At 60.1% G+C, this 26,434-nt stretch carries 29 protein-coding genes; 21 read left to right on the plus strand and 8 right to left on the minus strand.

Going from position 1 to position 26,434, the window contains the following annotated elements; translation table 11 throughout:
• Positions 1 to 575: 575 nt before the first annotated feature.
• On the plus strand, positions 576 to 1,205 hold the full coding sequence (gene rcsA / locus ACMGGW_RS13995; protein ID WP_025303351.1) for a transcriptional regulator RcsA: 630 nt from the start codon (positions 576 to 578) through the stop codon (positions 1,203 to 1,205).
• Positions 1,206 to 1,422: 217 nt separating this feature from the next.
• Here rcsA and dsrB read toward each other — a convergent pair whose 3' ends face one another.
• Both dsrB and cspE read right to left on the minus strand, forming a co-directional pair.
• Complete coding sequence (gene dsrB / locus ACMGGW_RS14000) at positions 1,423 to 1,623, minus strand: protein DsrB (protein ID WP_004935117.1); 201 nt, start codon at positions 1,621 to 1,623, stop codon at positions 1,423 to 1,425.
• Positions 1,624 to 1,938: 315 nt separating this feature from the next.
• Positions 1,939 to 2,151 carry a transcription antiterminator/RNA stability regulator CspE gene (gene cspE / locus ACMGGW_RS14005; protein ID WP_004935122.1) on the minus strand — a complete coding sequence of 71 codons (213 nt, stop codon included), beginning with the start codon at positions 2,149 to 2,151 and terminating at the stop codon, positions 1,939 to 1,941.
• 375 nt (positions 2,152 to 2,526) lie between these two features.
• Between cspE and ACMGGW_RS14010 the strand changes: the two genes are divergently transcribed.
• From ACMGGW_RS14010 to ACMGGW_RS14020, 3 genes are all read left to right on the plus strand, one after another.
• Positions 2,527 to 2,904: a hypothetical protein gene (locus ACMGGW_RS14010; protein WP_148123554.1), complete on the plus strand. Its 378-nt coding sequence runs from the start codon at positions 2,527 to 2,529 to the stop codon at positions 2,902 to 2,904.
• A gap of 509 nt (positions 2,905 to 3,413) precedes the next feature.
• A complete protein-coding gene (locus tag ACMGGW_RS14015; RefSeq protein WP_004935132.1) occupies positions 3,414 to 3,623 on the plus strand; it encodes a hypothetical protein in 210 nt (69 codons plus the stop codon).
• A gap of 153 nt (positions 3,624 to 3,776) precedes the next feature.
• Entirely contained in the window at positions 3,777 to 4,784 is a 1,008-nt protein-coding gene (locus tag ACMGGW_RS14020; protein WP_049203962.1) for an NAD(P)H-quinone oxidoreductase, read from the plus strand.
• Between the two features lie 44 nt (positions 4,785 to 4,828).
• Here ACMGGW_RS14020 and ACMGGW_RS14025 read toward each other — a convergent pair whose 3' ends face one another.
• Entirely contained in the window at positions 4,829 to 5,881 is a 1,053-nt protein-coding gene (locus ACMGGW_RS14025) for an SDR family oxidoreductase (protein WP_060433450.1), read from the minus strand.
• Positions 5,882 to 5,991: 110 nt separating this feature from the next.
• Between ACMGGW_RS14025 and ACMGGW_RS14030 the strand changes: the two genes are divergently transcribed.
• Positions 5,992 to 6,924 carry a LysR family transcriptional regulator gene (locus ACMGGW_RS14030; RefSeq protein ID WP_060447859.1) on the plus strand — a complete coding sequence of 311 codons (933 nt, stop codon included), beginning with the start codon at positions 5,992 to 5,994 and terminating at the stop codon, positions 6,922 to 6,924.
• A 3-nt stretch (positions 6,925 to 6,927) separates the two neighbouring features.
• On the opposite strand, the gene ACMGGW_RS14035 is transcribed toward ACMGGW_RS14030, so the two are convergent.
• The 3 genes from ACMGGW_RS14035 to ACMGGW_RS14045 form a co-directional block, all read right to left on the minus strand.
• Positions 6,928 to 7,317, minus strand: coding sequence for a YidB family protein (locus ACMGGW_RS14035; protein ID WP_025303356.1), 390 nt, complete (start codon positions 7,315 to 7,317; stop codon positions 6,928 to 6,930).
• 95 nt (positions 7,318 to 7,412) lie between these two features.
• Positions 7,413 to 7,661 (minus strand): GlsB/YeaQ/YmgE family stress response membrane protein, encoded by a 249-nt coding sequence (locus ACMGGW_RS14040; protein WP_004935146.1) that lies wholly within the window; start codon positions 7,659 to 7,661, stop codon positions 7,413 to 7,415.
• Positions 7,662 to 7,675: 14 nt separating this feature from the next.
• Positions 7,676 to 7,873 carry a glycine zipper domain-containing protein gene (locus ACMGGW_RS14045; RefSeq protein WP_025303357.1) on the minus strand — a complete coding sequence of 66 codons (198 nt, stop codon included), beginning with the start codon at positions 7,871 to 7,873 and terminating at the stop codon, positions 7,676 to 7,678.
• A gap of 628 nt (positions 7,874 to 8,501) precedes the next feature.
• Here ACMGGW_RS14045 and ACMGGW_RS14050 point away from each other — a divergent pair.
• Positions 8,502 to 9,422, plus strand: a complete 921-nt coding sequence (locus ACMGGW_RS14050) for a Kdo(2)-lipid IV(A) acyltransferase (RefSeq protein ID WP_043140536.1) — start codon at positions 8,502 to 8,504, stop codon at positions 9,420 to 9,422.
• Positions 9,423 to 9,598: 176 nt separating this feature from the next.
• Complete coding sequence (locus tag ACMGGW_RS14055; RefSeq protein ID WP_197832299.1) at positions 9,599 to 10,018, plus strand: VOC family protein; 420 nt, start codon at positions 9,599 to 9,601, stop codon at positions 10,016 to 10,018.
• A 15-nt stretch (positions 10,019 to 10,033) separates the two neighbouring features.
• On the opposite strand, the gene ACMGGW_RS14060 is transcribed toward ACMGGW_RS14055, so the two are convergent.
• Positions 10,034 to 10,228: a hypothetical protein gene (locus tag ACMGGW_RS14060; RefSeq protein WP_060447861.1), complete on the minus strand. Its 195-nt coding sequence runs from the start codon at positions 10,226 to 10,228 to the stop codon at positions 10,034 to 10,036.
• A gap of 160 nt (positions 10,229 to 10,388) precedes the next feature.
• On the opposite strand from ACMGGW_RS14060, the gene ACMGGW_RS14065 reads away from it, so the two are divergent.
• Together ACMGGW_RS14065 and ACMGGW_RS14070 are read left to right on the plus strand one after the other, a co-directional pair.
• Positions 10,389 to 11,942, plus strand: coding sequence for a sensor domain-containing diguanylate cyclase (locus ACMGGW_RS14065; RefSeq protein WP_025303360.1), 1,554 nt, complete (start codon positions 10,389 to 10,391; stop codon positions 11,940 to 11,942).
• 479 nt (positions 11,943 to 12,421) lie between these two features.
• Entirely contained in the window at positions 12,422 to 13,315 is an 894-nt protein-coding gene (locus tag ACMGGW_RS14070; RefSeq protein ID WP_043140530.1) for a Kdo hydroxylase family protein, read from the plus strand.
• Positions 13,316 to 13,358: 43 nt separating this feature from the next.
• Here ACMGGW_RS14070 and paaZ read toward each other — a convergent pair whose 3' ends face one another.
• Complete coding sequence (gene paaZ, locus ACMGGW_RS14075) at positions 13,359 to 15,425, minus strand: phenylacetic acid degradation bifunctional protein PaaZ (protein ID WP_197832300.1); 2,067 nt, start codon at positions 15,423 to 15,425, stop codon at positions 13,359 to 13,361.
• Between the two features lie 317 nt (positions 15,426 to 15,742).
• Here paaZ and paaA point away from each other — a divergent pair, with 317 nt between their 5' ends.
• From paaA to paaX, 12 genes are all read left to right on the plus strand, one after another.
• A complete protein-coding gene (gene paaA / locus ACMGGW_RS14080; RefSeq protein WP_197832301.1) occupies positions 15,743 to 16,681 on the plus strand; it encodes a 1,2-phenylacetyl-CoA epoxidase subunit PaaA in 939 nt (312 codons plus the stop codon).
• A 21-nt stretch (positions 16,682 to 16,702) separates the two neighbouring features.
• Positions 16,703 to 16,990: a 1,2-phenylacetyl-CoA epoxidase subunit PaaB gene (paaB, locus tag ACMGGW_RS14085; protein WP_004935173.1), complete on the plus strand. Its 288-nt coding sequence runs from the start codon at positions 16,703 to 16,705 to the stop codon at positions 16,988 to 16,990.
• An 8-nt stretch (positions 16,991 to 16,998) separates the two neighbouring features.
• Positions 16,999 to 17,757, plus strand: coding sequence for a 1,2-phenylacetyl-CoA epoxidase subunit PaaC (gene paaC / locus ACMGGW_RS14090; RefSeq protein WP_025303364.1), 759 nt, complete (start codon positions 16,999 to 17,001; stop codon positions 17,755 to 17,757).
• 9 nt (positions 17,758 to 17,766) lie between these two features.
• Entirely contained in the window at positions 17,767 to 18,264 is a 498-nt protein-coding gene (gene paaD / locus ACMGGW_RS14095; RefSeq protein WP_025303365.1) for a 1,2-phenylacetyl-CoA epoxidase subunit PaaD, read from the plus strand.
• 13 nt (positions 18,265 to 18,277) lie between these two features.
• Positions 18,278 to 19,336, plus strand: coding sequence for a 1,2-phenylacetyl-CoA epoxidase subunit PaaE (gene paaE / locus ACMGGW_RS14100; RefSeq protein ID WP_164067378.1), 1,059 nt, complete (start codon positions 18,278 to 18,280; stop codon positions 19,334 to 19,336).
• Positions 19,337 to 19,344: 8 nt separating this feature from the next.
• Positions 19,345 to 20,118 carry a 2,3-dehydroadipyl-CoA hydratase PaaF gene (gene paaF / locus ACMGGW_RS14105; RefSeq protein WP_420279517.1) on the plus strand — a complete coding sequence of 258 codons (774 nt, stop codon included), beginning with the start codon at positions 19,345 to 19,347 and terminating at the stop codon, positions 20,116 to 20,118.
• A 3-nt stretch (positions 20,119 to 20,121) separates the two neighbouring features.
• Positions 20,122 to 20,913, plus strand: coding sequence for a 2-(1,2-epoxy-1,2-dihydrophenyl)acetyl-CoA isomerase PaaG (gene paaG / locus ACMGGW_RS14110; protein ID WP_043140507.1), 792 nt, complete (start codon positions 20,122 to 20,124; stop codon positions 20,911 to 20,913).
• A gap of 2 nt (positions 20,914 to 20,915) precedes the next feature.
• Positions 20,916 to 22,448 (plus strand): 3-hydroxyacyl-CoA dehydrogenase, encoded by a 1,533-nt coding sequence (locus tag ACMGGW_RS14115; RefSeq protein ID WP_089181059.1) that lies wholly within the window; start codon positions 20,916 to 20,918, stop codon positions 22,446 to 22,448.
• Positions 22,445 to 22,885, plus strand: a complete 441-nt coding sequence (gene paaI / locus ACMGGW_RS14120; protein WP_016927190.1) for a hydroxyphenylacetyl-CoA thioesterase PaaI — start codon at positions 22,445 to 22,447, stop codon at positions 22,883 to 22,885. The genes ACMGGW_RS14115 and paaI overlap by 4 nt, the downstream gene beginning before the upstream one ends.
• The gene (pcaF, locus tag ACMGGW_RS14125) at positions 22,882 to 24,087 is read left to right on the plus strand and encodes a 3-oxoadipyl-CoA thiolase (protein ID WP_025303370.1); all 1,206 of its coding nucleotides are present in this window, start codon (positions 22,882 to 22,884) and stop codon (positions 24,085 to 24,087) included. The genes paaI and pcaF overlap by 4 nt, the downstream gene beginning before the upstream one ends.
• 15 nt (positions 24,088 to 24,102) lie before the next feature.
• Positions 24,103 to 25,410: a phenylacetate--CoA ligase PaaK gene (gene paaK / locus ACMGGW_RS14130; protein ID WP_016927188.1), complete on the plus strand. Its 1,308-nt coding sequence runs from the start codon at positions 24,103 to 24,105 to the stop codon at positions 25,408 to 25,410.
• 79 nt (positions 25,411 to 25,489) lie between these two features.
• Positions 25,490 to 26,428, plus strand: coding sequence for a phenylacetic acid degradation operon negative regulatory protein PaaX (gene paaX / locus ACMGGW_RS14135; RefSeq protein ID WP_025303371.1), 939 nt, complete (start codon positions 25,490 to 25,492; stop codon positions 26,426 to 26,428).
• Positions 26,429 to 26,434 lie beyond the last annotated feature (6 nt).

The following is a 26,434-nucleotide window of genomic DNA, read 5'->3' on the forward strand; positions in this document are numbered from 1 at the left end:
GCGAAATAAATATCTATATAACTCATTGTAAAACGGTGATTTATAGCAACAATTAAGCTACACATTCCGGTCATAATGTTAACTTTTGTTTGTTGTTATGATAAAAAAAGAAGTACTTATCATTAGCATAGAGAGCAAAAACATCTATAAGATAATGATTTTTATATGTAAAAAGTCAAAAACACCAGAGGGAGCGATTTTTGACCACTCAAAAAACGCGCTGAAAGACATCAAAAAAACGACACATGAATTTTTTTTAAGACTTTTCCTAGCAAACTAAAATTTTGTTTCGTGACATGATGAACAGATTAGCGGCAAGCAATGCAGACAGGCACGGGCGCCAAGCGCAAATCAGGCTCAACATGCCTAAGCTGGACGAGCAGCAGATCGCCCTGACTTAAGCCAAACTTATAGATTCATGCAATTAATAAGTTTAGTATGAAAATATCATTGAGTGCCGTCGTGTTTATTGATAGAACACTCGCTACACTGAATTATTGTTCCATTTTGCCTTTCGGCTTTTTAGGCTTTTTCTCATATTACCGCAGTAAAACGGATTTAAGTGGGGGTGCGATATGCCAACGATTATCATGGATTCATGTAGCTATACCAGATTGGGGTTAACCGACTATCTGACTTCGCATGGCGTGAAGAGGCGCCATATTAATGCCATCGAGGACATTGACAGCCTGCATGAAAAATGCAGCAAGTTAAATCCGAGCCTGGTGTTTATTAACGAGGACTGCTTCATCCACGAAGCAAACGCCACCGAGCGAATAAAACGGGTGATTTCACTGCACCCGGATACGTTATTCTTCATCTTCATGGCCATTACCAACGTACATTTCGACGATTATTTATATGTTCGCAAGAACGTCATCATATCGTCAAAATCCATCAAACCAGAGACTATGAATCAGCTACTTAGTCACTATCTCGAGAGAACGTCCCTCCGTACGGAGAAATCCTCTCTGGATCAAACGCCGGTAACGCTGAGCCAGACTGAATCGAACATGCTACGCATGTGGATGTCCGGTCAAGGTACCATCCAGATATCAGACCAGATGCAAATAAAGGCCAAAACGGTCTCTTCCCACAAGGGAAACATCAAGCGGAAAATAAAAACGCACAACAAGCAGATCATTTATCACGTTGTTCGTTTGACCGATACATTGACCAGTGGAATATTCGTCAATAGCCGCTGAACCACAGAGAACGCCCCCGCTCTGTTTTACCAGCCGTTAAATACCCGGTGATAATGTCATCTGGATAGCAGCCGCTGGAACCACAAAAAAATACCTGCTGCGTTATCCCCCGCTAGCGCAACGGGTATTTTTTTGCCGCCGATAAAAAAAATCTTACCGCAATGAAATAATCTCAAAATGGACAATTTCATTAGCAAATTAATGAGATTAACCTAAGTTACTGCCCGTGCTCGCGGCAGGGCTCCACAAACGTGCCGTCACGGCTGTCGATTTCATTAAAAAACCATACGCCCGCCGGGTAGTCGTCAAGAGAAACCAGATACATGGTGCCTTCGTTGAACACCTCTACGGCCAAAATCACGCCTTCACGCCGCGGGCCTCCGTCTGTTTTTACCGTCACTCGATCGTTAACCTGCATACCCTTCCCCATTATTTGCGATTGCCGTCAGTGTATTACAAAAGCGAGGGCGATGGACACCACTCCAGCCCTGCCGGCCTCTGCTATCAGCGTAGCAGCCGCCTGGATTTTCACTTTCTTAACGGTTTGGCCGCAGAATCTTAAGCCGGTCTCGCGTAGCCTGTCTTCAGGCGTTTCCCCCCAGAGAAGCGCTCGCAAATGAAGTAACAAGGAACTTTTGCCCGCAGACTTGCGGGCTTTTTTTACGCGCTGCCAAATTGCAGGCATAAAAAAACCCGCCGCAGCGGGTTCTTTTCAATCAGCGGTAGACGCCAATTAGATAGCGGTAACGTTAGCCGCAGATGGACCTTTCGCACCGTTCTCGATAGAGAACTGTACGTTCTGGCCTTCAGCCAGGGTCTTGAAGCCTTGATCCTGGATAGCAGAGAAGTGTACGAATACGTCTTTGCTGCCGTCTGCTGGGGTGATGAAACCAAAACCTTTAGCTTCGTTGAACCACTTCACTTGACCTTTGATCATGTTGGACATGTCTAATTTCCTTCAATAATAATGTTAGCCGCCATGGGCGAGATAGCCGGTCATCAGTTACTTATGGAGGCACTGGAAAGGAAATTCGTCAGAGAAGGGCTATCCGGGATAACGCTTTAAATTTGAACTACTTTACTCAAAATGTCGTGCATAAATAGGTCTGTACCACAGGCCGACATCATTAACTCATGAGCGAGCGGCAATAGCAACCTTTTTCGCCGTGATGGGGCGTGAATCTCGGCTAAACGCACAGGATTTGACCCTGTCGGTCGATAGAATCACCGCCTGGCCCCCCGTAACAGCCAAGGTAAATGATAGTAATTCTCGTTCTGCTGTTTTATAGTTGCCTACAGAAATCATTCAGGGAGATTCATCATGCCGAGATGGCTTACCTTACCAACTGCCAGTGCCGCCGCCCTGCTGGCCTTTGCCGCTTACAGCGCTCCGCAGAGTGCACTGGAGCTGAATTATCAAGCTCCAGAACCCAGTGTGACTCCCGCTCCCAAGCCGACAGCACCGTCAGGGCCAGCCCCTAAGGCGGCGAAACCGCCGATTACTTGGGCAGAGGCACGCGACAAGAACGGCTTTCGCGTCGATATCGAATGCGATCATCCGGGCTGCAGCAAACCGCGCACCAAACCTTATCCCGCGTATGAAGGCCCGGTGATGAAAACCGATCGCCGCCGCCAATCCGATCCTTACTCCACCAACCAGGATCCCGATTACAACATCCAGTTGGGCTATGAGTGGTAGCGCCGCTTTCGGAGTAATACCTATATCAGCCGCCCTCGCCGCTGCATAGAATAGCGCCAGTTCACCACTCCTCCTGGTGTTGAACACAACAAGCTGTGTTGCAAATCTTTATGCGCCTCCCTATAGGCGCTTTTTTTTGCTCCTCCCTCATGCCAGTTTCCCGATTACAGATTGCTATCATTGCCCCGTAAAGTGATGAATGTCACAAATACGCCTCCTTGCCATTCTTATTCGGAGGTGATGTTCATGGCCACAGGATCCCTTGCCCTCTTGGCTGTCTTAGCCGGCATTGCGGGCTATTCGCTCTATAAGCATTTCAAATCTCAGAAAAAAAGCACATTCGTTCGCCCGCACGATCGGTAATCGATAACGCATTTTCACCGCGAAGGCGCGGCACGCCGCACGCCGCACCTTCGTGGACCGTCATGTTTTCATCACAAAATTGTCACACTATGGCCATATGATGATTCGCGATTATCCGCTCTGGCTTAACACCAAGGATTTCGCCCATGACCATAATTAAAGCTGCAAACCATCAGGAAGCAGAAAAGCTCATCCGCGCCGGCACAGCCAAGAAAATCGAACTGGCCTACGATATCGGCAGCGATGACTTCTTCCAGCTTGCCAGCCTGTGGTGCGATAAAGGCGCCAAGATCTCCAAAGGGAAAGAACATTTTATCGTCTCGTTGAAAGGCTTCCGCATCCCCCCTAACGATTGATATCCAGCCGCCCATCGCGGCGGCGTCCTCTCCTCCTCGCAAAACCGCTCTATTCGACCACGCGCACCTCCTTCGATTTCGCTAAGCTAATAGCAGACTTTATTGCGGGCGTTCAGCCTGATAACCACGTCCGCCACGATGAGGAGAGTGACCATGTCAACAAATGCAGCGCAGCCCGGCACGATGAAAGCGATTGAGATTAGCCAACCGGGCGCCCCCGAGGTTCTGGTTGTCACCGAACGCCCGGTACCCGAGCCACAGGCGGGCGAACTGCTGGTGAAAATCGCCGCCGCTGGCGTTAACCGTCCCGACGTGCTGCAGCGCCAGGGGAACTATGCGCCACCGCCCGGCGCCTCGGATATCCCCGGCCTGGAAATTGCCGGCGAAGTGGTGGCCATCGGTGAAGGCGTGACCCACTTCGCGCTCGGCGATCGGGTTTGCGCCCTTATCGCCGGGGGGGGCTATGCGGAATACTGCACCGTGCATGAAAGCAATGCGCTACCGGTACCGGCGGGTCTGAGCCTGACCGAGGCCGCCGCACTGCCGGAAACCTTCTTTACCGTCTGGGTCAACGTGTTCCAGCGCGGTCATCTCAAAGCCGGCGAAACCGTGTTGATCCATGGTGGCACCTCCGGTATCGGCACGGTCGCCACCATGCTGGCGAAAGCCTTCTGCGCCCAGGTGATCACCACCGTCGGATCCGAAGAGAAACGTCAGGCCAGCCTGGCGCTGGGCGCCGACGTGGCGATTAATTACCGCAGCGAAGACTTTGTCGCACGTACCAAAGACGCCACCAACGGCAAAGGCGCCGACGTCATCGTCGACCTGATCGCCGGCGATTATGTCGCCAAAAACTATCAGGCTGCGGCGATGGAAGGCCGCATCGTGCAAATCGGCACGCAAAACGGCGTGGTAAAAGAGCTCAATCTGATGCCGCTGCTGTTGAAACGCCTGACCCATACCGGGTCGACGCTTCGCTCGCGCAGCGTGGCGGACAAAGCGCAGATTGCCGCCGAGCTGCGCGAGAAGGTTTGGCCGCTGCTGGAGCGCGGCGTGCTGAAACCGCAAATTTTTAAAACCTTCCCGCTTGAGCAGGCCGCCGCCGCGCATACGCTGATGGAGTCCAGCGAGCACATCGGCAAGATCATGCTGACGTTCTGAGGCCATTCCCCGCAGCCTGTGCTGCGGGGAAACCGATGCCACGCTCAGGGAATGATGCGGCGGCGGCGGAACTCCTCGAACAGCGAGAAAAACATGGCTTCGGTTTCGACAAACTGATGGAAACCGAAACGCCGCGCCTTGCTGCCATCCGCGAACATGTCATAGTCCCAGGAAAAGACGAAGTCGGCGAAACGCCAGCCGGCCACCGCGCGATAGTCTGGTTCGGTCAATTGGTGCCGTTGCACCAGCTCTCGCCACAGCGGCGCTTTGTCCGCCATCGTGCTCTCCAGCGGCATCGGCAGCGGCGGCGCGCATTCCAGCCCGAAGTAAGCGGCGATTTTCGGCCACATCTCGCTCCAGCGAAAGAGATCGCCGTTGTTGATATTAAACGCCTGATTGGCCGCCGCCGGCTCGGTCGCCGCCCAAAGCGTGGCGCGCGCCAACAGCCCGGCGTCGGTCATTTCCAGCAGACTGTGGTAAGCGCCTGGCTTACCGGGAAAGCGCAGCGGCAGCCCGAGCGCTTTACTGATTGAGGCATAAACCGCGATGCTCAACGCCAGGTTCATCGGATTGCCAAGAGAGAAGCCCCCCACCACGCTCGGACGAATGGCGCTCCAACGCCATCGCTTGCCTGCCTGGCACAGCGCCAGATACTGCTGCTGCGCCACGTTAAACTCCGGCGGCATATGCCCGGCGTCGCTTTCGCGCGCCGGCGTTTTAAACGGCCCCAAATGCGCGCCATACACTTTGTAACCTTGCATTAGGCTGATATGCTCCAACGCCGGCGCGACCGGCTCCAGCCCCTCGACGACGTGTTGCAACATCTGCAGATTGGGCGCCACCAGCCCCGCCCAGTCCGGCGCATCCTGATAGGCGGCATAGAAAACGTGGCTAATCGCGCTCAGCGGCCGCAGCGCGTCCCGCGTCGCCGCCGCATCCAGCAGATCAACCTGAAGGTGGCGCACCCCAGACGCCGGTTCGCCCCCCCGGCGCGAGACGCCCACCACTTGCCAACCTTGATCAATCAGCTCCTCAATCAATCGGCGCCCAATCACGCCATTGGCGCCGATCACCAATGCCTGTCGCTTTGCATTCATCTTGCCACTCCTCAGGTTATCGATACCCTGAGTGTTATTGATTAGTAATACTTGCGGTAGAAGAGGATTTCCACTAACACTTATAAGAAAAATCTATAGGCAAGATCGACATGGATAAGCTGAACGCAATGAAAACCTTTATGCGAGTGGCCGAACTGGGCAGTCTATCGGCCGCCGCTCGCGATCTGCGTTTGACGCAGCCGGCGGTCAGTCAGCAAATCGCCGGCCTGGAGCAGCAACTGGGGGCCCAGCTGCTGTTTCGCAGCACCCGGGCGGTCACGCTGACCGATGCCGGCAGCGGTTATTATCAGCGCCTCAAACCGATTCTGGCGGCGGTCGACGAAGCGGAAGACGCACTGCACGACCAGCACCACCAGTTGCAGGGCAATCTGCGCATTCACGCCCCTACCGGATTCGGGCAGTTGCACGTCACACCGCTGGCCATCGCTTTCCAGCAACGTCATCCGAACCTCGCCATCGAACTGCTGCTGGACGATCGCCGCGCCGACGTGATCGGCGAAGGCATCGACGTGGCGCTGCGCTTCGGTGAACTCCATGCGCCCGGTATGGTGGCGAAACGTTTGGGCGAGCTGCAACGCCTGCTGGTGGCATCGCCGGCCTATCTGGACAAGCATGGCACGCCCCGTTCGCCGGCGGAGTTGGCGAAACATGCGCACATTCGTTACAGCGGCTTGAACGACGGCGATACGCTCACTCTGTTCGGGCCGCATGGCCCCGAGATGGTTGCTCTGCGGCCCACGTTCCGCGCCAACAATACGCTATCGCTGCTGGCCGCCATCGAGGCTGGAGCCGGTATCGGCGGCGCCCAACGGCCTTTAATCGCCGAGCAGCTGGCGACGGGGGCGCTGGTGCCCGTTTTGCCGGAATACCGCTACCCGCCCATGGCGCTGCACGCGGTCTATCCCGCCTTACGATTTATTCCGGAGAAAGTGCGCGCCTGGGTGGCGCATCTGCAGCAAGCGTTGACGGCGATCGAGGGAATTAGCGGAGTGAATGCTCCCGGCCAGATGCCGGGAGCCTAATCATTATTTGAACAGTTTGCCGACCATGTCGCCCAGTTCGTTGCTGTCTTGCTGCACTTCACCATTTGGCGAGGCGGCATCCGCGACCGTTGGCAAGAACTGTGCAATGGTGCTGGAGGCTTGTGCAGGATCGATGCCCAGCTTTTCAGCCAGTTGGTTGATCGCATCGCTACCCAACGCCTGCTGCACATGATCGCCGGTAATCTGCTGATTTTCGCCATTGCCGAGCCAGGAACCGACGATATCGCCGAACTGCCCCTGACGGAATTTGTCCAAAATGGCCTGTAGGCCGCCTTGTTGCTCAACCCACTGCATAATGGCGATGTAGTCGATGCCTTTACCGTTGGCGCCGCCACCCAGAATGTTACCCAATACGCTATCGAACAGACCCATGATATTCCCCTTTCAGCCGGTACGGCCCGCGCCGCACCGCCGGATTGATTTCACGAAAAAGGGCCGCCGCGGCGACCCTGTTGAGCAACGGCTGCTTAGCCTTTGATCTTCCTGTAGACAAAAAGCACCACCAGGGCACCGATTACCGCCACCACAAAGCTGCCCAGGTTAAAACCGTCAACGCGGCCCATACCGAAGAAGGTGCTGATATAGCCGCCGACGACGGCGCCCACGATCCCCAATATAACGGTCACAATAAAGCCGCCGCCGTCTTTGCCCGGCATAATCCACTTGGCCAGGATACCGGCGATTAAACCAAAAATGATCCAGGAAATGATGCCCATCTTTACTCTCCCTATTACCTTTTGCCTAACAGAAATCCTATTACCAGGCCCACGACGGCGCCGGCGCCTATCCCCGCCCAAGGGTTATCCTTAAGGCAGGCACATGATTGCTCGAGCGCCGCTTTTACACCGCTGCGCACTTCGCAGGCGGTGGCTTTCACGTAGTCGCTCGGTTGCTCAACACCGTTTAGTTCGTCATTTTCATATGACATGTCAAATCCTTACAGACCAACCCTCTGAGAATCTCGTCACATGTTTCGCGCCAGGCGCCGTCCGCTCCGCGATCTTGCTCTGGGCAACCTGCCCGCTGCCGCTCAATGCAGAGGCGTACGCCGACAAACGCACAACTTCACACTATGACTATAGTAAAAAATCAGCGGTTTACCCATTTCCGTCCGTCTGAATTTCACCGTACAAAAAACGATCTAACTTCATCCTACCGTCATCTCGAGAGGCTAAACTTTAAACAAATCCTCATGGAGGAAACATCCATGTTCAATGCCCCCTTTGTCCTGATTCTCGCGCTACTGTACGCACTGGCCGCCGTTTGGGACGGTTCCGTCGCGTTACTGTTTCATTAAGGTTACATAGCAGTTGTCACTTTTGCGATGCGCTTAATTGTGTCTTTATTTTTCAATTGCACCAGCCGGTTGAAATAGCGGAAAATATCTTCCCTTCCCTCGGTAAAAATCCTATCTCACTCCATTTTTCGCCTGCGCTTAAATAAAGTGAAAAAAAAGCATTAATGGAAAATCCTATTTAGCACGAAATGTTCTACTATTCGCCTTATAAAAATTTGGGTTAAGGTCCCATTGGGAAAGAAAAGGAATCATAGAAAAAATGCTTTCTAACCAACGCTTTGAGCGCAAATTCTTGCGCCCTCGTTATTGGTTGCTGTGGATAGGGCTGGGAATACTCTATCTCTTGGTGTTACTGCCCTACCCGCTCATTTATCGACTCGGACACGGCCTTGGCAGAATAGCCATGCGCCTGATGAAACGCCGGGTACAAATAGCACGCCGCAATGTAGAACTCTGCTTCCCTGAGATGCTCGCCGCCGAGCGCGAGGCGCTGATTGTCAAAAATTTTGAGTCCGTCGGCATGGGCCTGTTCGAAGTCGGCATGGCCTGGTTCTGGCCTGACTGGCGCATCGCCCGTTGGTTTAAGGTGAGCGGCATGGAAAACATGCAGTTGGCGCGTCAGGACGGGAAAGGCGTGCTGCTGATCGGCCTGCATTTCCTCACTCTGGAGCTGGGTGCGCGCATCTTCGGCATGCAAAACCCCGGCATCGGCGTGCATCGCCCGCACAATAACAAACTGATGGAATGGGTGCAGACCCGCGGCCGGCTACGCTCGAATAAATTCATGATCGATCGTAAAGATATCAAAGGCATGATCCGCAACCTGAAACAGGGTGAAATCCTGTGGTATGCGCCGGACCACGATTATGGCCCGCAAAGCAGCGTGTTCGTACCGTTCTTCGCCGTGGAAAACGCCGCCACGACGACCGGCACCTATATCCTGGCGCGCATGGGGCGGCCGTCGATCGTGCCATTCGTGCCGCGCCGCCTGCCGCATGCGCAAGGTTATGAGCTGATCGTACAGCCACCGCTGACGGACTTCCCGCTGGACGATGAAACGCGCGCGGCGGCCATGATGAACCGCGTGGTGGAAGAACAGGTGCTGCTGGCACCCGATCAATACATGTGGTTGCACCGCCGCTTTAAAACCCGCCCACCCGGCGAACCTTCGCTGTATTAACCGCCTTCGCGCCTTCGCCCGCCCTGCCGGCGGCGAAGGCGCTCACCTCGCACGAGCATTCTGCGTCAGGGGAACTACACTAATAAGTCACCGACGGCAATTATTGCCGCCAGCAACCATTTCTTCCTGCCCGAGGGCCGGTCGTTGCCTGTCGGGCCACAACCGAGGTCAATGTCATGCTGGTACAACCCTATTTGTTTTTCAGCGGTAACTGTGAGCAAGCGATTAACTTCTATGTACAGCAGTTGAATGCCAAAATTGAAATGGTCATGCGCTTCAAAGACATGCCCGAAGAAGCCCGCCAAGGCGGGCCGCAGGACGCCAATCCTGAAGCGATCATGCATGCGCGTCTGCTGATCGGCGACGGTGTACTGATGGCCTCCGATGGCTGCCCACAAGATGACAGCGGCGGCGCTTCTCACAAAAGCTTCTCGCTGTCGCTGAACCCCAGCGATGCGGAGCAAGGACGCAAACTGTTCGACAATCTGGCGCAGGGCGGCCAGGTGACGATGCCTTACCAAGCCACCTTCTGGGCCAAAGGCTTTGGTATGCTGACCGACAAATTCGGCGTCAACTGGATGATCAACGTCGAATAACCCGTCATGGCGCCGCTAGCTGTAGCGGTGCCAGTCATACGCCACCTTGGCGAACAGCACGAACAGCACCGTCAACAGCACCAACCCCAACCGCCAATAGGGCGACCGGCGCCGCCGCCAGGCGAAGAACATCATCACCGCCAGCCCCCCCAGCGTGAGGGGGTAATACACCGCCAGCGTCAGTAAAGCGATAATGATGTAATCCGACATGGCCCTTTTACTCCTTCGCGTTCACGCCGCCGCAAATGCGGGTTGCGATCGCCCTTTCGCCTTATCGCCTCGTTAAGGGCTAGAGGTCTGGCGCGTTTATGCATAAAATATAAGATTGCTCTTAACTCGAACTAAATAGTAATCAAACAACAAGGGTGACATGACTCAGCAGCAACCCATACAGGATGCCGTGCCGCCGCGCAGCGTTAAAAGCTCCCCATTATTATTTCAGGCCGGCGTGTTTGTCATCATCGTTGCCGCCACGCTGATCCTCTTTAACAGCTGGCAAATCTGGAACGCGCACCAGCGCGATCTGCGCAGCGCCGAGCATGAATCCGCCAACCTCGCCCGTTCGCTGGCGCAGCATGCCGACGATACTTTCATGCAGGTGGACGGCAATCTGCTCGATCTGACCGAACGTCTCCAGAACGACGGGCTGGGTCCATCGCAGCTGACGCGGCTGCAGCGCGTCATGCAGACGCAGGTCGGCAACCTGCCGCAGCTGCATGGGCTGTTTCTCTACGATGCGCGCGGCCGCTGGCTGGCGACCTCCTCGGGCAAATTCATCAAGAACGCCAACAACGCCGATCGCGATTACTTCAAATACCATCAAAACCGCGACGGCGGCGGCCTGTACATCGGCAAGGTGATCCGCAGCCGCACCACCGGCGATCTGATCATTCCCGTTTCGCGGCGCTTCAACCACCCGGATGGCAGCTTTGGCGGCGTGGTGCTGGCGACGCTGTACGTCGATTATTTCCGCCAGTTTTACGACAGCTTCGCCCTCAACACTGACGCCTCGCTGAACCTGCTGCTGGCGGACGGCACCATCCTTTACCGCCGCCCCTACTCGGCGGCGTCGATCGGTAAAAACATCGCCAAGGGCGTGCTGTTCAGCGAAATTTTGCCGCATTCGGAATTCGGCAACGCCACCATCACCTCGCTGTACGACAAAGTGGAGCGCATCTACGGCTATTCGCGGGTCAACCGCTTTCCGCTGGTGATCGCCGCCGGGCTGTCGAAACGCGACGCGCTGGCGGACTGGCGCACCGACGCCGGGCTGTTCGCCGCCGGTGGCCTCTCGCTGCTGATGATCCTGTTGGCGATGGGCATGGTGCTGCTGCGGCAAATCAAGCACAGCATGCAAACCGAAGCCGAGCTGATGCGCACCCGCGATCAGCTGACCAGCATCAACCAGATGCTCGAAGAACTGGCGCTGCTGGACGGCCTGACCGGGCTGGCCAACCGCCGCCAGTTTGATATCGCGCTGAAGAACGAGCTGGCGCGGGCTTCGCGCAACTACCGCAGCGTGGCGCTGCTGATGCTGGATATCGACTATTTCAAACAGTACAACGACAGCTATGGCCACGTCGCCGGGGACCAGTGCCTGCAGCAGATCGGCCAAACGCTCAAAGGGTTGGCGTGCCGCAGCAACGACGTTTTAGCGCGCTACGGCGGCGAAGAGATGGGGATTATCCTGCCGGATACCGACATTCAGGGCGCACTGATTTTCGCCGAACGCGTCATCCAGGCGGTACGCGATCTGAAGATCCCGCATCAGGGCAACCCGCACGGCATCGTCACCATCAGCATCGGCATCTGCGCCAAAGTGCCACATATGTATAACGATACGCCGATCAGCTTTATCAATGAGGCGGACAGCGCGCTGTATCAGGCCAAGAAAAAAGGCAAAAACTGCATTTACGGTGCTTAATCAATAATCGGGTCTCCAAATTTGGCGGCCCGATTTATTCCCGACAAGATGAAATAATTCCACTCCGCAACATTATTTCCCCGGTTTGCCCTGCTATTTGAATGAAATAACGCCAATAAATAAGCAGCATATTTATTTCCATTACAATTCAATAAGATAAAAAATACACCATTCCGCAGACAATTCGTGCCATTTTTGATTATTCGTGCCTACGCGCAGCCCCGTTTAGCCCTCGTTTACTTTTCATTGGTATTGCCGGTGATATCCTTATTGGGAATATTCTCTCTATCAGGAAGCCATCGCACGCTTCGGCGCACTGCGCCCTGCTGATACATCCATAATAGAACCCACAAATTTCACGTTGCAATTGAGCGGCCTGCTGACGCCGCTCCAGCCAGCCACTGCGCAAGCCAGTGCAGCCAATCACGCGGCAACCTGAAAGACGGGAATAAAGCGATATAGATTTGCGAGGAGATCTCATGCCTACTGGCGATATTATGCGTGAACAGGCCGTCCTGACGCTGCCGTTGCGACAATGGGCGGCAGCGGAAGCATCCAGCGCGGTCAGCGAACTGGAACAGGGCAAGGTACTGTTTCTGCCCGAGCTGGCCTTCACCCTGTCTGAACAGGAAATGCCACTGCTGGATCCGACGTTGGTCGATCCGAAGCGCAAAAACATCAGCTATCAGCCGCTGTCCGGCAAGCTGACCGGCGTCGCCGTCGCGGAACGCCGGCAGCAGGTTCAGCAACTGCTGGAGCGCTATTACCAGTCGTGCCGCCAGCTGATCGCCGGGCTGTTGCCCGAGTATCAGGAGGCGCTGCACCATCCGACCGGCAGCCTGCGTTTGCACCCGGTTTCCGCCTGGCGGGCGACCAGTTCCTGGCGCAAAGACGACAGCCGCCTGCACGTTGACGCTTTCCCGTCGCGCCCGAACTACGGCGAACGCATTCTGCGCATTTTCACCAACATCAATCCGCACGGTGAACATCGCCAATGGCGCGTCGGCGAACCGTTCCCTGAGCTGGCGCAACGCTTCATGCCGCGTCTGGCGCGCTACTCCGCCTTCAGCAGCTGGCTGCAGCACCGGGTACGCATCACCAAAACCCGCCGCAGCCATTATGACCACCTGATGCTGCAGTTGCATGACGCCATGAAGGCCGACGGCGATTATCAGCAGCAGGGGCCGCAGCTGGCGCTGGCGTTTCCGCCGGGCAGCAGTTGGATTTGCTTCTCGGATCAAACGCCGCACGCCGCGATGGGCGGCCAGTTTATGCTGGAACAGACCTTCCTGTTGCCGGTGAACAAGATGCAGGATCCGCAGCGCTCGCCGCTGAAAGTGCTGGAACAGCTGCGCGGTCAGCCGCTGATCTGAATAGATTGCCGCCGCCGGGCCTGCCGGCGGCGGCAAACGCGTATTACGCCTCGAAGTCCCCCTGCTGGCGCGCCACCAGCGTCAGGATGCTGTACAGCGCCACCGGCTGCTGTTCCTGATTCAACACCTGCACATCCCACACCACCACGCCGTGCGGCCGATCCTCGGCGGTTTTTTGCGGCTTGCGGATTTTCTTCTTGCAGGTCAGCCGCACCTGAATGGTGTCGCCGATCTTCACCGGTTCGATAAAGCGCAGATTCTCCATGCCGTAGTTGGCGATCACCGGCCCGACGGCGGCATCGACAAACAGCCCGGCCGCGGCGGACACCACAAAGTAACCGTGCGCCACTCGCTCGCCGAACAGGGAATCGGCGGCGCCGATCTTGTCCATGTGCGCGTAGAAATGATCGCCGCTCAGGCAGGCGAAGTTGACGATATCCGCTTCGGTCACGGTGCGGCGCGCGGTCAACAGGCTGTCGCCCAGCTGCAGCTGCTCGAAGTATTTACGGAACGGATGTACCGGATGCTCGGCGACCGGCGCGCCGCGCACCCATTCGCCGCCGATGGCCGCCAGCATCGCCGGGCTGCCCTGGATCGCCGTGCGCTGCATATAGTGCTTCACCGCACGCAGTCCGCCCAGCTCTTCCCCGCCGCCGGCGCGCCCCGGGCCGCCGTGTACCAGCATCGGCAGTGGCGAACCGTGGCCGGTGGACTCCGCCGCCGCCTGTTCATCCAAAATCAGCATTCGGCCGTGGGCGCAGGCCGCCGCGCGAATGAAGCGCTTGGCCAACGCCGGATCGGCGGTCACCAGCGATCCCACCAGGCTGCCCTGCCCCAGCAACGCCAGCGCGATCGCCTGCTCGGTATCAGCATACGGCATCAGCGTTGCCACCGGCCCAAAGGCCTCGGTGCCGTGCACCGCCTGATGGGTGAACGGATCGGCGCAATACAGCAGGGTCGGTGGATAAAACGCCCCACCGCGCGCGCCGTCGCCCAGGATCTCCAGCTTATCCAGCGCCGCGCCACAGAGCGGTTCGCAACCATTGCGCAGCAGGAACTCTACCTTGCTTTGCACATCCTCACGCTGCTCGTGGCTGACCAACGCCCCCATGCGCACCGGCTCCAGCTGCGGGTCGCCCACCGTCACCCCCGCCAGGCGCTGCAACAAGGCCTGACGCACCGCCGTCACCTGCGCCGCCGGCACGATGATGCGGCGGATCGCAGTACATTTCTGCCCCGCCTTGGCGGTCATTTCACGGCACACTTCTTTGATGAACAGCGCAAACTCCGGCATCTCCGGCGTCACGTCCTCCGCCAGCACGCAGCAGTTGAGCGAATCCGCCTCCATGGTGAAGGCGATCGATTTTTCCAGCAGGCGCGGATGCGCACGCAGCCGCTGCCCGGTCTGCGCCGAGCCGGTGAAAGTCACCGCATCCTGATAATCCAGGTGCGCAAACATGTCGCCGACGCCGCCGCAAACCAACTGCAACGCCCCTTCCGGCACCAGCCCGCTGTCGACGATCAGCCTGACCATCGCCTGCGTCAGCTGCGCGGTGGCGGTGGCCGGCTTGATGATGGCCGGCATGCCCGCCAGCCAGGTCGGCGCCAGTTTTTCCAGCATGCCCCAGCACGGGAAGTTGAAGGCGTTGATGTGCAGCGCCACGCCAGGGCGCGAAGTGAGCACGTGGCGGGCGGCGAACTGCGCCTGTTTCGACAGCGGGATCAACTCGTCTTCCGGCCACAGCGTATCATCCGGCAGATCGCGGCCGGCCATGCCGGCATAGGCGAACAGCGTGGCGATGCCGCCTTCGATATCGACCCACCCGTCGCTGCGCGTCGCACCGGTTTGATAGGAAATCTGATACAGCGCCTCTTTATGCGCCAGCAGGTGTTTCGCCACCGCTTTCAGCATCTGGGCGCGCTGCTGGAATGTCATGTTCGCCAGCGCCGGGCCGCCGTGGCTGCGGGCATAGCTCAGGCTCGCCGCTAACGGCAGGCCGTCGGAGCAGACCTGGTACAGCGCTTCGCCGGTCACGGCGTGACGGATCTCGCGGCCCTCTCCCTGCCCATACACCCAGGCGCCAGATAGATAACTGTGTAACTGCTGCATGTGCCCTCCAAAATTCATAAATTTTCACCCTACAGCTTAATTACGTATCACATAAATGCCAGTCAACGCCAAATCAAATTTTAACAAAAACAGAACAAAACCCGTTTTCAAGCCGCTTACCCTGTCATTAATACGGAATTGATGGTTTTATTTATCAAATTAAATCAACAAAATAACAAAAAACCTTGTGAGTGAACTCGCAAAACCACATGAATCTCGTTTGATCTTTTTGTTATCAGTTTGTAGCCTTATGGTTAGTTAAAGTGATTCACATTTTTATATCTAATGTGAAAAACACGAATCACCAAGAGGCGAGCATGACAACTGACGCACAATATCAGCAGCATTTCGACGACAAGATCGCGGCGGATATCGCCATTGAGGCCAAAGACTGGATGCCGGACGCCTACCGTCAGAACCTGATTCGGCAGATCGGCCAACACGCCCACTCGGAAGTCATCGGCATGCTGCCGGAAGCCAACTGGCTGACGCGCGCCCCCACGCTGCGCCGCAAGGCGGTGCTGCTGGCCAAAGTGCAAGATGAGGCCGGCCACGGTCTGTACCTCTACAGCGCCGCCGAGACCCTCGGCTGTTCGCGCCAGGACATCTACCAAAAGATGCTCGACGGCAAGATGAAGTATTCCTCCATCTTCAATTACCCCACGCTCAACTGGGCGGATATCGGCGTGATCGGCTGGCTGGTCGACGGCGCCGCCATCGTCAACCAGGTAGCGCTGTGCCGCGCCTCCTACGGCCCCTATGCGCGGGCGATGGTGAAAATCTGCAAAGAAGAAAGCTTCCACCAGCGCCAGGGCTACGAGGCGGTGATGGCGATGGCCCACGGCAGCGATTCGCAGCGCACGATGTTGCAAGACGCCATCGATCGCTTCTGGTGGCCGGTGCTGATGATGTTCGGCCCGAGCGACGCCGACTCCCCTCACAGCGCCCAGAGCATGGCGTGGAAAATCAAACGCCACAGCAACGATGAGCTGCGGCAGAAATTCGTCGACAACACCGTGCCGCAGCTTGAGGCGCTGGGCATGACGGCGCCAGACCCGAGTCTTACCTGGGACGAGGCCGCCGGCCACTATCGCTTCGGCGAGATCGACTGGAGCGAACTGCATGAAGTGATCAAAGGACGCGGCCAATGCAACCACGAACGTCTGCAGGCCAAACGCCGCGCCTGGGAAGACGGCGCCTGGGTGCGCGACGGCGCCATGGCCCACGCCGCGAAAAACGCCGCTTCCGCCGCATAGCCAACATAAGGAACCGAGATCATGAGCCACGTTGAATGGCCGCTGTATGAAGTGTTTATCCGCAGCAAACAAGGGTTGGCGCATCGCCACGTCGGCAGCCTGCACGCCGCCGACGACCAAATGGCGCTGGAAAACGCCCGCGACGCCTACACGCGCCGCAACGAAGGCTGTTCGATCTGGGTGGTGCAATCGCGCCATCTGATCGCCTCGCAGCCGGAAGATCGCGGCGCGTTCTTCGATCCGTCCGAAGACAAGATCTACCGTCATCCGACGTTTTACACCATCCCCGACGGCATCAAGAACATGTAGAGGCGACCATGACGGTTAACGATCCGCGCATCAGCTATTTGCTCCGCCAGGGCGACACGCCTCTGATCCTCGCCCAGCGTCTGTGCGCCTGGTGCGGCCACGCGCCCGAACTGGAAATCGATCTGGCGTTGGCCAACATCGGTCTCGATCTGCTCGGCCAGGCGCGCCACTTCCTGGGCTACGCCGCCGAACTGGCCGGGCCGCCCTGCAGCGAAGACAGCCTGGCCTTCGGCCGCGACGAGCGCCAGTTCCATAACCTGCTGCTGGCGGAACAGCCGAACGGCGGTTTCAACGACACGCTGGTGCGCCAATTCCTGCTCGACGCCTACCACGTGCAGCTGCACCAGGCGCTGAGCCGCAGCCGCGATGCGCAGATCGCCGCCATCGCCGCCAAATCGTTGAAGGAGGCCGATTATCACCTGCGCTTCAGCCACGGCTGGATGATCCGCCTCGGTGACGGCAACGACATCAGCCACCGCAAGATCCAACAGTCGCTGGATAACCTGTGGCGCTTTACCGCCGAGCTGTTCCACGCCGACGCGTTGGAACTGGCGTTGGCGGAACAAGGCATCGCCGTCGATCCGCGCACGCTGCAGGCCCCCTGGCTAGCGCAGGTGGAAGAGACGCTGCGGCAGGCGACGCTGGCGCTGCCCGCTGAGCAGGCGTTCCGTCACGGCGGCAAGCAAGGTCAGCACAGCGAACACCTCGGCCCGTTGCTGGCGGAGATGCAGTTCCTGCAGCGCGCCTACCCAAACAGTCAGTGGTAGGAGGCCGCGATGAACGTCACTCGTTTGCAACCCGCCGAAATCCCGCAGATTTGGCACTGCCTGCAGCAGATCAGCGATCCCGAGCTGCCGGTGCTGTCGATCACCGATTTGGGCATGGTGCGCGACGTGGTACGCGACGGCAGCGGCTGGCGCGTGACCTTCACCCCAACCTATTCCGGCTGCCCGGCCACCGAATTTTTGCTCAACGCTATCGAGCAGCGGCTGGCGGCCGCCGGTTTCAGCCCGGTGCAGGTGGACATTCGCCTCAGCCCGGCCTGGACCACCGACTGGATGAACGCCGACGCCCGCGAGCGGCTGCGGCAATACGGCGTAGCGCCCCCGCAGGGCCACACCTGCGATCGGCCGCATGCCCACGGCCCGGTCGCCTGCCCGCGCTGCGGCAGCACCCACAGCGAGAAGATCAGCGAGTTCGGATCCACCGCCTGTAAAGCGCTGTACCGCTGCTGCGACTGCCGGGAACCGTTCGACTATTTCAAATGCATATAGGAGCGCTGACACCATGACGGTCTTTCATCGCCTGAGCGTCGCCGCCATCGAGCGCGAAACGCCGGACGCCGTAGCCATCACCCTGCGGGTGCCTGAAGAGCTGCAAAACCAATACCGCTATACCCCCGGCCAGCACCTGACGCTCAAGGCGCTAGTCAACGGCGAAGAACTGCGGCGTTGCTACTCCATCTGCAGTTCGCCGCAGGAAGGCCTGCTGCAGATCGGCGTAAAAGCGATTGATCAGGGCCGTTTCTCCGGCTTCGTCAACCGCATGCTGAAAGTCGGCGACGCACTGGAGGTGATGGTGCCGCAGGGGCGCTTCGGCTACCAGCCGCAGGCAGAGCGCCACGGCAACTACCTGGCGATCGCCGCCGGCTCCGGCATCACGCCAATGCTGTCGATCATCAAGGCGACGCTGCTGCTCGAACCGGGCAGCAGCTTCACCCTGATCTACGGCAACCGCAACAGCCGTTCAATGATGTTCAAAGAGGCGCTGTCGGATCTGAAAAACCGCTACCCGCAGCGTTTTCAGCCGCTGTACCTGTTCAGCCAGGAAAGTCTCGACAGCCCGCTGCTCAGCGGCCGCATCGACCGTGAACGCCTGACGGCGATCGGCGGCGCGCTGCTGGATTTCCGCGACTATGACCACGCCTTTATCTGCGGGCCGGAATCGATGATGGACGACGCGCAAACCGTGCTGGAGCAGGCCGGCGTACCGGCCAATCACATCCACAGTGAACGCTTCAACACCGGCGGCCTGGTCGCCCGCCCGCGCCACAGCGGCGATCGCAACGCTACCCGGGTGGCCATTCTGCTCGACGGCCGCCGGTTGGATATCGAGATCGGCGAACAGGACGACAGCATTCTCGATGCCGCGCTGCGCCAGGGCGCCGATCTGCCCTACGCCTGCAAAGGCGGCGTGTGCGCCACCTGCAAATGCCGTCTGAAGGCCGGCCAGGTGGAGATGGGCGTCAACTACAGCCTGGAGCCGGATCAGCTGGCGGCGGGCTACGTATTGAGCTGCCAGTCGTGGCCGAAAGGCGACGGCGTGGTGTTGGACTTCGACGTCTAGGAGCCGCGATGGATACCCCCTTTATTTTGCATCAGCAGCAACACCGCGTGGTCACGCTGACGCTGCACCGCCCGGAGGCGCGCAACGCCCTGAGCACGCCGTGCCTGGAACAGCTGGTTGCCCGTCTGGAGCAGGCAGATGCCGACAGCGGCGTGGGCGCCGTGGTGATCGCCGGCGCGGCGCGCTTTTTCGCCGCCGGCGCCGATCTGCGCGAACTGCAACAGCAGGATCTGCCGGCCGCGCTGGCGGATCGCCGTCCGCAGCTGTGGCAGCGGCTGGCGCAGTTCAGCAAGCCGCTGCTGGCGGCGGTGAACGGCTATGCCCTGGGCGCCGGCTGCGAGTTGGCGCTGGCCTGCGACATCGTTATCGGCGGCGAAAGCGCCCGCTTCGGCCTGCCGGAGATCACCCTCGGCCTGATGCCGGGGGCCGGAGGCACCCAGCGCCTGATCCGCTGCGTCGGCAAGGCGCGCGCCAGCCAGATGGTGCTGACCGGCGAAGCCATCGACGCCCGCACCGCGCTGCAGGCTGGCCTGTTCAGCGAAGTGTGCGTCGATGCCCTGACGCTGGAACGCACGCAGCAGATTGCCGATCGCATCAGCCGTCAGGCGCCGCTGGCGCTGCGCGCCGCCAAACAGGCGCTGAAACAGGCCGAGGAAATCGGCCTTAGCCAGGGGCTGGCGATGGAGCGTCAGCAATTTGTCACCCTGGCCGCCACCGACGATCGCCGCGAAGGCATCGCCGCCTTTTTCGAAAAACGTACGCCAAACTATCAGGGGCGCTGATTTATGGATAACGCATTGATTCTCAGCCATCTCGACGCCGGCGTGTTGACGCTGACCCTCAACCGGCCGGATCGGCTCAACAGCTTTAACGACGAGATGCATCGCCAGCTGAGCGAAGCGCTGACGCAAGCCGAGCGCGACGACAGCGTGCGCTGCCTGCTGATCGCCGGTGCCGGGCGCGGTTTCTGCGCCGGGCAGGATCTCAACGATCGCAACGTCAGCGCCGATCAACAGGCGCCGGATCTCGGCCTGTCGGTCGAACGTTTCTACAATCCCCTGATCCGCCGCCTGACCGCCCTGCCGAAACCGGTGGTATGCGCAGTCAACGGCGTGGCGGCCGGCGCCGGCGCCGCGCTGGCCCTGGCGTGCGATATCGTCATCGCCGCCGACAACGCCAGCTTTATTCAGTCGTTCTGCCGTTTGGGGCTGGTGCCGGATTCCGGCGGCAGCTGGTTCCTGCCACGGCTGGCCGGCCACGCCCGCGCGATGGGCATGGCCTTGCTGGGTGACAAAATCAGCGCCCAGCAGGCGCTGGAGTGGGGCATGATCTGGCAGGTGGTGCCGGCGGATGAATTGGCCGACCGCACGCAAACGCTGGCGCGCCATCTGGCCACCCAGCCGACCTACGGTTTGGGGCTAATCAAGAAAGCCCTCTACAGCTCGGCCACCAACAGCCTCGATCAACAGCTCGATCTGGAGCGCGATCTGCAGCGATTGGGGGGCCGCAGCGACGACTATCGCGAAGGCGTCAGCGCGTTCTTCGCCAAACGCACGCCAAATTTCAGCGGGAAATAGCCATGAACGCGCCCCTTCTTAATGGCCAGGTGGCGGTGATCGGCGCCGGCACCATGGGCATCGGCATCGCCCAGGTGGCCGCTGCCGCCGGCCATCCGGTGCGGCTGTTCGACATCGCGCCCGCCGCCGCCCAGCGCGCGATCGACGATCTCGCTCGCCGCCTGCGCCAGCGGGTCGACGGCGGCAAGGCCGACGCCGCGACCACCGAAGCGCTGCTGGCGCGCCTCGAATGCGCCGATTCGCTCGAGCAGCTGGCCGACTGCGCACTGGTGATTGAAGCGGTGGCGGAAAATCTGGCGATCAAGCAGAGCCTGTTCCGCGATCTGGAAGCGGTCTGCTCGCCCACGGCGCTGTTCGCCAGCAATACCTCCTCGCTGTCAATCACCGCCATCGCCGGGGCACTGCAGCGCCCGGCGCGCATGGCCGGGCTGCACTTCTTCAACCCGGCGCCGCTGATGAAGCTGGTGGAGATCGTCAGCGGTCTGGAGACCGGGGTAGAGACCCTCGCCGCGCTGCAGGCCCTGGCGCAGCGCTGGGGTAAGCAGAGCGTTGTATGCCGCTCGACGCCGGGATTCATCGTCAACCGCGTGGCGCGGCCATTCTACGCCGAAACCCTGCGCGCGCTGGAGGAACGGGTGGCCGACGCCGCCACCCTGGATGCAGTCATGCGCGACGCCGGCGGCTTCGCCATGGGCCCGCTGCAGTTGACCGATCTGATCGGCCAGGACGTCAATTACGCCGTGACCGACTCGGTGTATCAGGCCTTCTACCAGGATCCGCGCTTCACCCCCTCACTGGTGCAGCAGGAGCTGGTGGCCGCCGGACATCTCGGCCGCAAATCCGGCCGCGGCTTCTACCGCTACGACGCGCAACGGCCCGCCGCAGAGATGATCGCCTTTGCGCCGCCGGCGCAGGCCGCGCCGCCGCAACGCGTCACGCTGCACGGCGACTGGTCTTCGCTGGCCGATTTGGCGGAACTGTTGATCGAAAATGCGGGGGCGATCAAACAACCTGGCCAGACCAGCCCGTACCTCACGATCGACGACGTTACAATGATGTTAACCAATGGTAAAACCGCCGGCCAACTGGCCGACGAACGTGGAACGCCCGTGGTGCTGTTCGATCTCTGTGCCGACTATGCGCATGCCTCCGCCATCGCCATCAGCTGCGCTGCGCAAAACGGCGCGCAACACAATGCCAACGCGATTCGCCTGCTGCAGTCCCTCGGCAAGCAGGTCATTCAACTGCCGGATTATCCCGGCCTGCTGACGATGCGCACTCTGGCCATGCTGGCCAACGAAGCGCTCGACGTGGTGAACAAAGGCGTCGCCGGCGCCGAAGATACCGATCTGGCGATGCTGCGCGGCGTCAACTATCCGCGCGGCCCGCTGGCCTGGGGCGCCGCGCTCGGCTGGCGCCACATTCTGACGACGCTGGAAAACCTGCAACGCTATTACGGCGAAGCGCGCTATCGCCCGATGCCACTGCTGCGCCGCTACGCTTCCCCCGCCTCTTTCTCAGGAGCCGAACGATGAACGCCAATACGCCGCGCGCGCTGGCTCAGCGCTGCGCCGAACAGATGTTCCAGCAAGATACCTGCGCTCAGGCGATGGGGATGCATATCGACGCCGTCGATGCAGGGTACGCACAGGTCAGCATGACCGTCGGCCCGCAGATGCTCAATGGCCACCAGACCTGCCACGGCGGCCAGCTGTTCAGCCTGGCGGATACCGCCTTCGCCTACGCCTGCAACAGCCAGGGATTGGCGGCGGTGGCCTCCGGCTGCAGCATCGATTTCGTCCGCCCGGCACTGGCCGGCGATCGCCTCACCGCCAGCGCGGCGGTGCGCCACCAGGGCAAAGCCACCGGGCTGTACGACGTCGAGATCGTCAACCAACTGGGCAAAACCGTCGCCTGGTTCCGCGGCCGCGCGCACCGCCTCGGCCACAGTATTTTAGGAGATCAGGCATGAATCAGGCATTTATCTGCGACGGCGTGCGCACCCCGATCGGTCGCTATGGCGGCGCGCTGGCCCAGGTGCGCGCTGACGATCTCGCCGCCCTGCCGCTGCGCGTGCTGCTGGAACGCCATCCGCAGGTGGATTGGGCGCAGTTGGACGACGTGATCCTCGGCTGCGCCAACCAGGCCGGGGAAGACAACCGCAACCTGGCACGCATGGCGCTGCTGCTGGCCGGAGTGCCGATCGGCGTTTCCGGCACCACGGTGAACCGCCTGTGCGGTTCGGGCCTGGATGCGCTGGCGATGGCGGCGCGCAGCATCAAGGCCGGCGACGCCGGGTTGCTGCTGGCGGGCGGCGCGGAATCGATGACCCGTGCGCCGCTGGTGATGGGCAAGGCCGACAGCGCCTTCAGCCGCCAGGCGCAGCTGTACGACACCACCCTCGGCTGGCGCTTCGTCAACCCGCGGATGCAGGCCGAGTTCGGCACCGATTCGATGCCGGAGACCGCCGAAAACGTCGCGGCGCAGTTCAACATCAGCCGCGCCGATCAGGACGCCTTTGCGCTGCGCAGCCAGCAGCGTGCCGCCCGGGCGCAGGCGCTGGGCCACCTGGCGCAGGAGATAGCGCCGGTCAGCCTCACCGGCAAAAAAGGCGCGGTCACCCTGTTCAGCCAGGATGAACACCCGCGCGCCGACACCACCTTCGAGCAGTTGCAGGCGCTGAAAACCCCGTTCCGTCAGCCCGGCAGCGTCACCGCCGGCAACGCCTCGGGCCTGAACGACGGCGCGGCGGCGCTGATCGTCGCCTCTGAAGCGATGGCAGCACGCCAGGGGCTGACGCCGCGGGCGCGCATCGTCGCCACCGCCACCTGCGGCGTAGAGCCGCGGCTGATGGGCATCGGCCCGCTGCCGGCCACCCGCAAGGTGCTGGAGATCGCCGGGCTGAGCCTGGCGCAGATGGACGTCATCGAATTGAACGAAGCGTTCGCCGCCCAGGCGTTGGCGGTGATGCGCCAGCTTGGCCTGCCGGACGATGCCCCACAGGTTAACCCCAACGGCGGCGCGATCGCTCTGGGGCATCCGTTGGGCATGAGCGGCGCGCGCCTGGCGCTAGCCGCCCTGTTTGAACTGGAACGGCGAGCCGGCCGCTACGCCCTGTGCACCATGTGCATCGGCGTAGGCCAAGGCATCGCCATGATCATTGAGCGTGTCTGACCCCTGAGGCTAACCATGACAATAAATCCACAGCCCCTCGAAACGATCGAATTCGCCTCGCGCGATGAGATTGAAGCGTTGCAGTTGGCGCGTCTGAAGTGGACGCTGCACCACGCCTACGACAATGTGCCGATGTACAAACGCAAATTCGACCAGGCCGGCGTACACCCCGACGATCTCAAACAGCTGAGCGATCTGGCGCGCTTCCCCTACACCACCAAGCAGGATCTGCGCGACAACTACCCGTTCGACACCTTCGCGGTGCCGATGGAACAGGTGGTGCGCATCCACGCCTCCTCGGGCACCACCGGCCGCCCGACGGTGGTCGGTTACACCCAGCGCGACATCGATAATTGGGCCGATATCGTCGCCCGCTGCCTGCGCGCCGGCGGCGCCACCGCCAAAGACAAGGTGCACGTCGCCTACGGCTACGGCCTGTTCACCGGCGGCCTCGGCGCGCACTACGGCGCAGAGCGGCTCGGCGCGACGGTGATCCCGATGTCCGGCGGCCAGACGGAGCGCCAGGCGCAGCTGATCCTCGACTTCAAGCCCGACATCATCATGGTGACGCCGTCCTATTGCCTGACGCTGATCGACGAACTGGAGCGCAAAATGGGCGGCGATGCGCGCGGCTGCTCGCTGCGGCTCGGCGTGTTCGGCGCCGAACCCTGGACCGAAGCCCTGCGCCACGAAATCGAAACCCGCATGGGCATCAAGGCGCTGGATATTTACGGCCTGTCGGAAGTGATGGGGCCGGGCGTAGCGATGGAGTGTCTGGAGAGCGGCGGTGGCCCGACCATTTGGGAAGACCACTTCCTGCCGGAGATCATCTGCCCGGAAACCGGCATTGCCCTGCCGGACGGCGAGCACGGCGAACTGGTGTTCACCACCCTGACTAAAGAGGCGCTGCCGGTTATCCGCTACCGCACCCGCGATCTTACTCGGCTGCTGCCGGGCGACGCGCGCCAGATGCGCCGCATGGGCAAGATCACCGGCCGCTCCGACGACATGCTGATCATTCGCGGTGTCAACGTCTTCCCGTCGCAGGTGGAAGAGCAGATCATGCAGTTCGAGCAGCTGTCGCCGCACTACCAGCTGCAGGTCAGCCGCAGCGGGCATCTGGACACGCTGGCGGTGCGCGTCGAGCTCAAGGAGTCGGCGCTCAGCCTCAGCCACCAGCAGCGTTGCGATATCTGCCACCAGCTGCGCCACCACATCAAATCGATCGTGGGCGTCAGCACCGACGTCAGCATCGCCAACTGCGGCGATATTCCGCGCTCGGAAGGCAAGGCGCAGCGCGTGGTCGATCTGCGGCCGCGCTGAGGCGCACGGCGTCACGGATGACGCCGCCCCAAATTAGGCGTAATGTTATGGCTCATCGAAGGCTAACCCATGGAAAAATATGGAACATAAACTGGATGAGTTCATTCGCCATGCCGTCGACGCGCAGCCGATCAGCGGCACCTCGCTGATCATTTCGCTGTACGGCGACGCGCTCAGCCACCGCGGCGGCGAAGTGTGGCTCGGCAGCCTGAGCGCGCTGCTGGAGGCCTTCGGTTTCGGCGATCGCTTCGTGCGCACCTCGGTGTTCCGCCTGCAGAAAGAGGGTTGGCTGGCGGTGGAGAAAATCGGCCGCCGCAGCTTCTACCGCGTGACCGAGCAGGGAATGCGCCAGTTCCGCCACGCCGAATCGAAAATCTATCTGCGCGAGCAGCCCGCCTGGGACGGCAAGTGGGAGCTGTTGCTGCTGGAATGCGCCGAAAAAAACGCGCGCGCGCGGCTGAAAAAAGAGCTGGGCTGGCTCGGGTTCGGGCAGATCGCCAACAATCTGATGGCCGCCCCCACCCATGCGCAAACCGACGTGACGGCGCTGCTCGGCGAATTGAACGCCAGTGAGCAGGTGATCTACTTTCGCGCCGATTACCCCTACAACCGCTCCGAGCAAACGCTGCAGAAACTGGTGGCCGACTGCTGGTCGCTCAGCGATGTGGCGGCCGGCTATCACGAGTTTATCGTCTCCTTCCGGCCGCTGATGGCGCTGCTGCGCGAAGTCGACCCGGCGGCGCTGACGCCGCTGCGCGGTTTCCAGATTAAGCTATTATTGATTCACTTCTTCCGTCGCGTGGTGTTGAAAGATCCGCTGCTGCCGGACGCGCTGCTGCCCGCGCAGTGGGAGGGCCAGATCGCCCGCAACCTGTGCATCAACCTTTATCAGCAGGTCGATCGCGCCGCGACGGAGTACGTCAGCGCGCTGGCGGAGACCACCATCGGCGCCCTGCCCGCACCGGCCGCCGGCTACTATCGGCGCTTTGGCGGCCTGCCGCGCGACCCTACATATTAAGGAACT

Origin of the sequence: Serratia sp. BNK-4, from assembly GCF_048685115.1 — a bacterium.
GTDB lineage: Bacteria > Pseudomonadota > Gammaproteobacteria > Enterobacterales > Enterobacteriaceae > Serratia > Serratia bockelmannii.